We start from the raw sequence: 6,743 nt of genomic DNA, 5'->3' as shown, positions 1-6,743 counted from the left end.
AAGTATCAAAGAAAATCTACGAAGAAAAGGGAATCCCAGGAGTTGGTTTCGACTCTCTATCAAACTTCTACATCACTTACCTCAAAAACAAGGGTATAGATTTTGACGCAAATCTAGATGTAGCTGGTCCTGAATCAGTAGAAGCAGTTGAGTACTATCTAGAAGGAATCAAGGAAGGTTACTTCAGAATCGCAGGAACTGACCAATATATGTCAGGTCCATTTGCTAACGAGCAAGCAGGAGCCTACATCGGTTCAAACGCTGGTGAAGTTTATGTTAAAGAAGGGGTAGATGGCAAGTTCGAATATGCTGCAGCTCCTTATCCAGCAGAAAAAGCCTTCCAACAAGGTACAAATATCTATATGTTCGACAAAGCGACTGACGAAGAAAAGAAAGCAGCCTTTGAATATATCAAATACCTATCTAGCAAGGATAGCCAAATCGACTTCGCTCTAGCAACAGGCTACATGCCAGCTAGAAAATCTGCTGTAACAGATGACAAGTACAAATCATCTGACTCTAAGATTGCTCCAATCCTAGATGACGCAAGTGATAAGTTATTCTCTAGACCACTAGTTCCAGGAAGCCAACAAGCCTACAATGATGTAGCAAGCTTACTTGAAAGCATCCTTTCAAATCCAAATGCAGACGTTAAGGCAGAGCTTGAAGGATTCGCACCACAATTTAAGGCAGACTTTGAGGCTCAATAAATTTACAGAAAAACAGGCGAGAAATAAGAATCTTGCCTGTTTTAAATTACTCAATATCTAGTTTGAGCTGGATATTATATTCATCTTTTATCTTTTCAATAAGTCTTTTCGCAACTTCTTCCATATCTTCGTCCCTATGGATTTCTTCAGTTTTTAATTTATCATAGGGGAGTAAGACATAGGAAATCTTACTGTTTTTGATAATTGCGGCATAACCATTTTCATCAGCCGCCCTCCTTATTTTTGAAAAATTAGAATTAGCCTCGGACATAGTATATAGGTTTTCATCAGAAAATTTCATAAGAGCCTCCTATATAGCTTATATCCTATTTTAAGATAATTAATCATTGATATAAAGTAAAAAGGAAATAAGGATCTAGTTCTTAATTTTCAGCTTGCATTTTTATATTAAAAACATTTTTTCTAAGTAAAATTAGGCAAAGAAAAAGCCAAAGGCTTGTGTGCCCTTGACTTAATAGATTTATTTTTTTGCAGCATCTACAATAAGTTGTAGGTAGTTAGCTGTATCTTTTAGGGTTGCTCCTGTTACAGAATCAATTGTTCCGTCTTCGTTTTTAGCTGCTATAGCTTCTTCGATTTCGCTTGCAGTCTTTCCAGCAACGAATTTTTCGATTGCTTCGAAGTTGTCTTTGATTGAAACTGTTGATTGAGCTTTTTCTGTCATTAAAGCAGAATATTTATCGTTATTTTCAAGCTTAGAAACTAGGGCCTTGTTGCTATCAGCATAGCCTTGAGTGAAGTCATCTTCTGCATTTGTAATTCCTTCAGCATCTTCCATGTATTGGAATTCGTCGAAGCTTGCAGCGATGATCTTGTCACCTTCCATAGCTAGGACGCAGTCAGCGAATGATTTTTCTCCGTGAGGAGCTCCTGTTACAGCCTTGAATGTAATATCCTCTGGATTTTCTGCGTGTCCTACAGATACGAATTGATTATCTCTTGCAACTGCAGTTACGTAGTTTAGTAGGGCAGGAGTTGACTTAAATGTTGCTCCTGTTACAGCTTCAATTATTTCGTCTTCACTCTTGTCTTTTAGGAAAGTTTCAACTTCTTCGATTGTCTTACCCTTTACGAATTCAGATATTCCTTCGTAAGTTTCCTTAAGACTAGTAGGAGATCCTGCTTCTTTCATTTCTGATGAATATTTTTCTTCGTTATCCATCTTTGAAATAAGGACTTTACCTTCAGCAGTTCCTTCTCCAAATCCCTTATCAGAGTTTGCTACAGCTTCATAACCCTTATCGTCTCCAGCGTATTGGTATTCGTCGATTGATACGCCAAGGATCTTGTCTCCACTTGTTGCAACAACTATACGTGGGAAGGATCTAGCTCCTTCACTTTTTGGATATCCTCTGTGAAGAATTACATTTCCTTCAGCTTGTTCAGCATTTTCTGGCTTAACTTCTTCAACCTTTTCTTCTTCTTTGTCGGCTTCTTCCTTCTTGTCAGTAGCCATCTCGTCTTTGTTTTCGGCAGATTCTTCTACCTTAGTATCTTCTTTCTTGTCAGCTTCCTTGTCAGCTGTGTTTCCACATGCACTTAGGACAAGAGCTGTCGCAAGCATAAGAGATGCTATATTAAAATTTTTCATTAGTTTCCCTCCTAATATATTAAAAATATCTAACTAATATTATATTTGAATAGATAAAGTTTGCAAGTTTAAAGCATGGTAAGCTTTTCTTTTGGTAAAAAAATTGGTATAATGAAGATATAAAATTAAAGATGTTGGCTGGGCTAATTGATTATAGGTAGTTTTTTGAGAAAGAAACTGCCTTTTTTTTAAGGATATTTAAGGAGAAATTATGAAAAATATCAACGTAAATAATGAAATCAACAAACTCAAGAAGGTACTCGTACATAGACCTGGAGATGAGCTTCTAAATCTTACACCAAATGCCTTGGATGAATTACTCTTCGACGATATACCTGACCTAGACAAGGCGAAAGAAGAGCACGATGAATTCGCTAATATTTTTAGAAATGAGGGAGTAGAGGTAGTTTACCTAGAAGACTTGATGGCAGAGACCTTAAAGGATAATAAGGAGCTAAGAGAAAAATTTCTTGACCAATACCTCAAAGAAGCAGATATTGAAGATGACCTAGTCCTTAGTGAGGCGAGAAAGCTATTGGAATCTATCAAAGATGAGAAAGAATTCGTCCTAAAGACTATGGCAGGCCTTACCCTAAATGAGCTTGGAATCAAAAACGATCACGTCCTCTTTGACTACAAATATACAGCAATAAATCCCATGCCAAACCTTTACTTTACAAGAGATCCCTTCTCCACAATAGGAAATGGAGTATCCATCAACACCATGTATTCAGTGACAAGATCAAGAGAGACGATCTATGCTGACTATATATTTAACCACCACAAGGATTATAAGGGGACGAAAAACTATTACGGCAGGGGGAAGAAATACCATATCGAAGGCGGAGATATACTAAATATCAATGAAAACCTCTTGATGATAGGAATTAGCCAAAGAACTCAGCTTGCAGCTATCAAGGACCTTGCCCACAATATCTTATTCGATGATGAGTCAAAGATAGAAGAAATCATTGCAATAAATATTCCTAATGAAAGAGCCTACATGCACCTAGATACTGTCTTTACTCAAATAGATTATGATACCTTTACCTACCACCCTGGAATAATTTCTACCTTCCATGCCATTAAATTTAGTAAAAAAGATGATAGGATTATGGAAGAGATAATAGAAAAATCCTTAGACGACCTTTTAAAAGATTCTCTAAAACTAGATGAAATAAAACTTCTTCCATGCGGAGGAGGAGATCCTATAGCAGCCCTTAGGGAACAGTGGACTGACGGATCAAACACCCTAGCTATAGCCCCAGGCAAGGTAATAGTTTATAAGAGAAACACCGTAACCAACCAAATGCTCGAGCTAAATGGCATAGAAGTAATAAAACTCGACTCATCAACCCTAACTGTAGGCAGGGGAGGACCAAGATGTATGTCCATGCCACTTGTGAGAGAAGACTAAAGATAAGTTAAAAATAAAAACATATAAATTAATAAAAACTAATTTGAAAATTAATAATATGGAAAGTATAATCAAGATATAGAAAGAAAGGCCAACTAGGGTAGGAATACTATTCTTTTGAATATTAAAGAAAGAGGCAGAAATGTTTGATTATAAAAATAATAGAGACAAAAAAGAAGAAAATACAGTAGGAAAAGTACTATTTACAGCAGCTGCGACAGCAGTAGGAGCATATCTATACCTCAAAAACAACAACAAAATCGACGAAGTTAGAGATAAGGTAGACGATATAAAAGACGAAATAATAGATGCAGTAAAAGGCGAAGACCTTTTATAAATAAGCCATAAGACTTTCAAAATCGGCAAATCCACAAGAATAGGATTTGCCGATTTTTTATTTAAGCTATGTTGATGGTTGAAAAATGTACATAAAAAAGATCCAACTAATACTAGTTAGACTAGAATTAAAATATTTACAAAATCTATAGTTAAGATTCTTTATGATATAATATAAATATCTCCTATTTTTCAAATATTTGTATTCCTTAGAAAATAATCCTAAAACTGTAAATAATCATGAAGTTTCACAGTTTTGATTAAGTATGCTTACATATAAGATTTTACAATCTAGAATAAATACTTTAACAACGTATATTAATTTTAAAGGAGTTATACTATGGATATAAGCGAGATTTTAAAAATTAATAACGATTTAGAGAGGAATGAAGAATTATATAAGGTCTTTGATGAAGATAAACGTCTTAAATCAAGAACTGGCCTTGTAGAAAAAATAACTACTTTAACAGAAATAGAAAAATTAATTTGTTCAAATTCCAAAATCCTTGATATCGGAGCTGGGACTGGAGCTTACAGCCTACCGCTAGGTCAAAAAGCTTGTGAGATAGTAGCCTTTGAGCCATCATCTTCAAATTTCAAACTATTAGAGGCTAAATCAAAAGACATTCCGAATATAAAGGTATACAATAAGTCCTCTTTTGACCTAAAAGATCTAGAATCAGATTATTTTGATATAGTGCTTTTATTTGGACCAATGTATCATCTATCAAGGAAAGAAGATAGAATGGATGTACTTAAAGAGGCAAAAAGAGTGTGCAAAGATGGTGGTTATATATTAATATCTTTTATAAATCATGATGCGGTAATGATTAGCGAAACTATTAACTACAATACAAATATTTTTTCAAGTGATTCATATATTAGTGAGAAGCAGAGATTAATAGATAGGCCTTTTGTATTTTTCAAATTAAATGAAGCAAAAGAAATGATTAAAAAATCGGGCTTAAATATAAAAGGAATAGTTGCAAGCGATGGCTTTGCTGAGATTTTAAGTCAAAAATTGGAAGAAATGACGGAAGAATCATTTAATAATTATCTAGCCTTCCATCTTAATCATTGCAAAAATCCAGAAACACTAGGAGCTAGTAACCACTTACTTTTTGTGTGTGAGAACAAAAAATAAAAAAGATAAATAAGATAGAAATTTATTTTAATGATTTAGTTTGACAAGTCCTCTCTATTTTGCTACAATATCATGTGGAAATTTAGGGAGGTATTATGAAAAATTCTAAAAAAATCTACAAAGTAGAAGAAAAAGTTCCATTAAAATTATTGTTACCTTTGTCGATCCAACATACTTTTGCAATGTTTGGCGCTAGTGTCTTAGTTCCTATTTTATTTGGCATTAATCCAGGTATCGTATTATTGATGAATGGTATCGGAACTTTATTATTTATATTAATTACTAAACAAAAAGCACCTGCTTATTTGGGTTCTTCATTCGCATTTTTAGCTCCAGGTACAGCTATTATCGCAAGCGAAGGTTTCCAGTATGCTCAGGGTGCTTTTATTGTGGTCGGAATTCTCGGTTGTATCTTAGCTTATATAATATATAAGTTTGGGACAAGTTGGATAGATGTTCTTCTTCCACCTGCAGCTATGGGAGCAGTTGTTGCCCTAATAGGATTTGAGCTTGCTGGAAATACAGTAACTGGTGGAACAATAGGGGCTAATCTTATGACTGATACAGCTTCAAAGAAAGACTTTTTAGTTTTCTTTATAACACTATTTACAGCTATCATTGGATCAGTTGCCTTTAAGGGATTCTTCTCAACAATTCCAATCCTAATTTCAATTGTGGTAGGATACATTGCTGCAGTATTTTTCGGTATGGTGGATTTTACCCCAGTAAGAGAAGCAAGCCTTTTTACCCTACCAGACTTCTCAGCTCCAAAGTTTTCTGCTAGTGCAATCCTTGCTATGCTTCCAGTAATCTTAGTTATTACTAGCGAGCATATTTCTCACCAAGTTGTGACAAGTAATATCATAGGAAGAGATTTATTAAAAGAACCAGGTCTACACAGATCAATCTTTGCCGATAATTTCTCATCAGCCCTATCAGGACTTGTTGGCGGTGTTCCTACTACAACTTATGGGGAAAATATCGGAGTTATGGCTATTACAGGAGTCTACTCAGTTCAAGTTATAGGAGGAGCTGCAGTTATTTCGATAATTATGGCATTTTTTGGACCTTTGGCTGCAATTATTCAAACTATTCCAGGAAATGTAATAGGAGGTGTAACCTTCCTTCTTTATGGAATGATAGGTACAAGTGGTATAAGACTTTTGGTAGATCAAAAGGTAGATTATTCTAAATCTGTCAACCTAGTTTTGACATCAGTAATATTTATAGCAGGTCTTTCAGGGCTTTCTCTAAAGTTTGGAGCAATAGAGCTACAAGGAATGGTCCTAGCCTCAGTTGTGGCAGTTGTCCTATCTGCCTTTATGACCATTCTTAAAAAATTAAATTTAATCAATCAGTAGACAAAGTAAAACTCCCCTTAGTTGAAGTGTACCCATAAAACTGGACATAATATTAAATTAGTTATTTACAATAGGATGCTTGCCTATACTTTGTAGGCGGCATCCATTTTGTTTTTGATTGGATTCGCTCATTATTAAAATAATATATATATTCATCAATATC

The 6,743-nt window shown here is 34.8% G+C and carries 8 protein-coding genes; 5 read left to right on the top strand and 3 right to left on the bottom strand.

Features of this window, described 5'->3' with window-relative positions; all coding sequences use genetic code 11:
- Positions 1-710, top strand: a 710-nt coding sequence (locus tag MRZ08_RS07135) for an extracellular solute-binding protein (protein ID WP_297381076.1), incomplete at its 5' end; no start/stop codon positions are given.
- A 46-nt stretch (positions 711-756) separates the two neighbouring features.
- On the opposite strand, the gene MRZ08_RS07130 is transcribed toward MRZ08_RS07135, so the two are convergent.
- Positions 757-1,011 (bottom strand): type II toxin-antitoxin system Phd/YefM family antitoxin, encoded by a 255-nt coding sequence (locus MRZ08_RS07130; protein WP_297381074.1) that lies wholly within the window; start codon positions 1,009-1,011, stop codon positions 757-759.
- A gap of 180 nt (positions 1,012-1,191) precedes the next feature.
- The gene (locus tag MRZ08_RS07125; RefSeq protein WP_297381072.1) at positions 1,192-2,322 is read right to left on the bottom strand and encodes a peptidoglycan-binding protein; all 1,131 of its coding nucleotides are present in this window, start codon (positions 2,320-2,322) and stop codon (positions 1,192-1,194) included.
- A gap of 211 nt (positions 2,323-2,533) precedes the next feature.
- Here MRZ08_RS07125 and MRZ08_RS07120 point away from each other — a divergent pair, with 211 nt between their 5' ends.
- The 4 genes from MRZ08_RS07120 to uraA all read left to right on the top strand — a co-directional run bounded on the left by MRZ08_RS07120 (position 2,534) and on the right by uraA (position 6,580).
- Complete coding sequence (locus MRZ08_RS07120) at positions 2,534-3,739, top strand: arginine deiminase (protein ID WP_297381069.1); 1,206 nt, start codon at positions 2,534-2,536, stop codon at positions 3,737-3,739.
- 142 nt (positions 3,740-3,881) lie between these two features.
- Positions 3,882-4,076, top strand: coding sequence for a hypothetical protein (locus tag MRZ08_RS07115; RefSeq protein WP_297381067.1), 195 nt, complete (start codon positions 3,882-3,884; stop codon positions 4,074-4,076).
- A 339-nt stretch (positions 4,077-4,415) separates the two neighbouring features.
- A complete protein-coding gene (locus MRZ08_RS07110) occupies positions 4,416-5,219 on the top strand; it encodes a class I SAM-dependent methyltransferase (protein ID WP_297381064.1) in 804 nt (267 codons plus the stop codon).
- A gap of 95 nt (positions 5,220-5,314) precedes the next feature.
- Positions 5,315-6,580 carry a uracil permease gene (gene uraA / locus MRZ08_RS07105; protein ID WP_297381061.1) on the top strand — a complete coding sequence of 422 codons (1,266 nt, stop codon included), beginning with the start codon at positions 5,315-5,317 and terminating at the stop codon, positions 6,578-6,580.
- A gap of 61 nt (positions 6,581-6,641) precedes the next feature.
- On the opposite strand, the gene MRZ08_RS08095 is transcribed toward uraA, so the two are convergent.
- Entirely contained in the window at positions 6,642-6,728 is an 87-nt protein-coding gene (locus MRZ08_RS08095; protein ID WP_366111270.1) for an IS3 family transposase, read from the bottom strand.
- Between the last annotated feature and the right edge of the window lie 15 nt (positions 6,729-6,743).

Source organism: Anaerococcus sp., from assembly GCF_022770135.1.
Lineage (GTDB): Bacteria > Bacillota > Clostridia > Tissierellales > Peptoniphilaceae > Anaerococcus.
The sequence above is the reverse complement of the archived record's forward strand: the minus strand, read 5'-3'. Positions and strand labels throughout refer to the sequence as shown.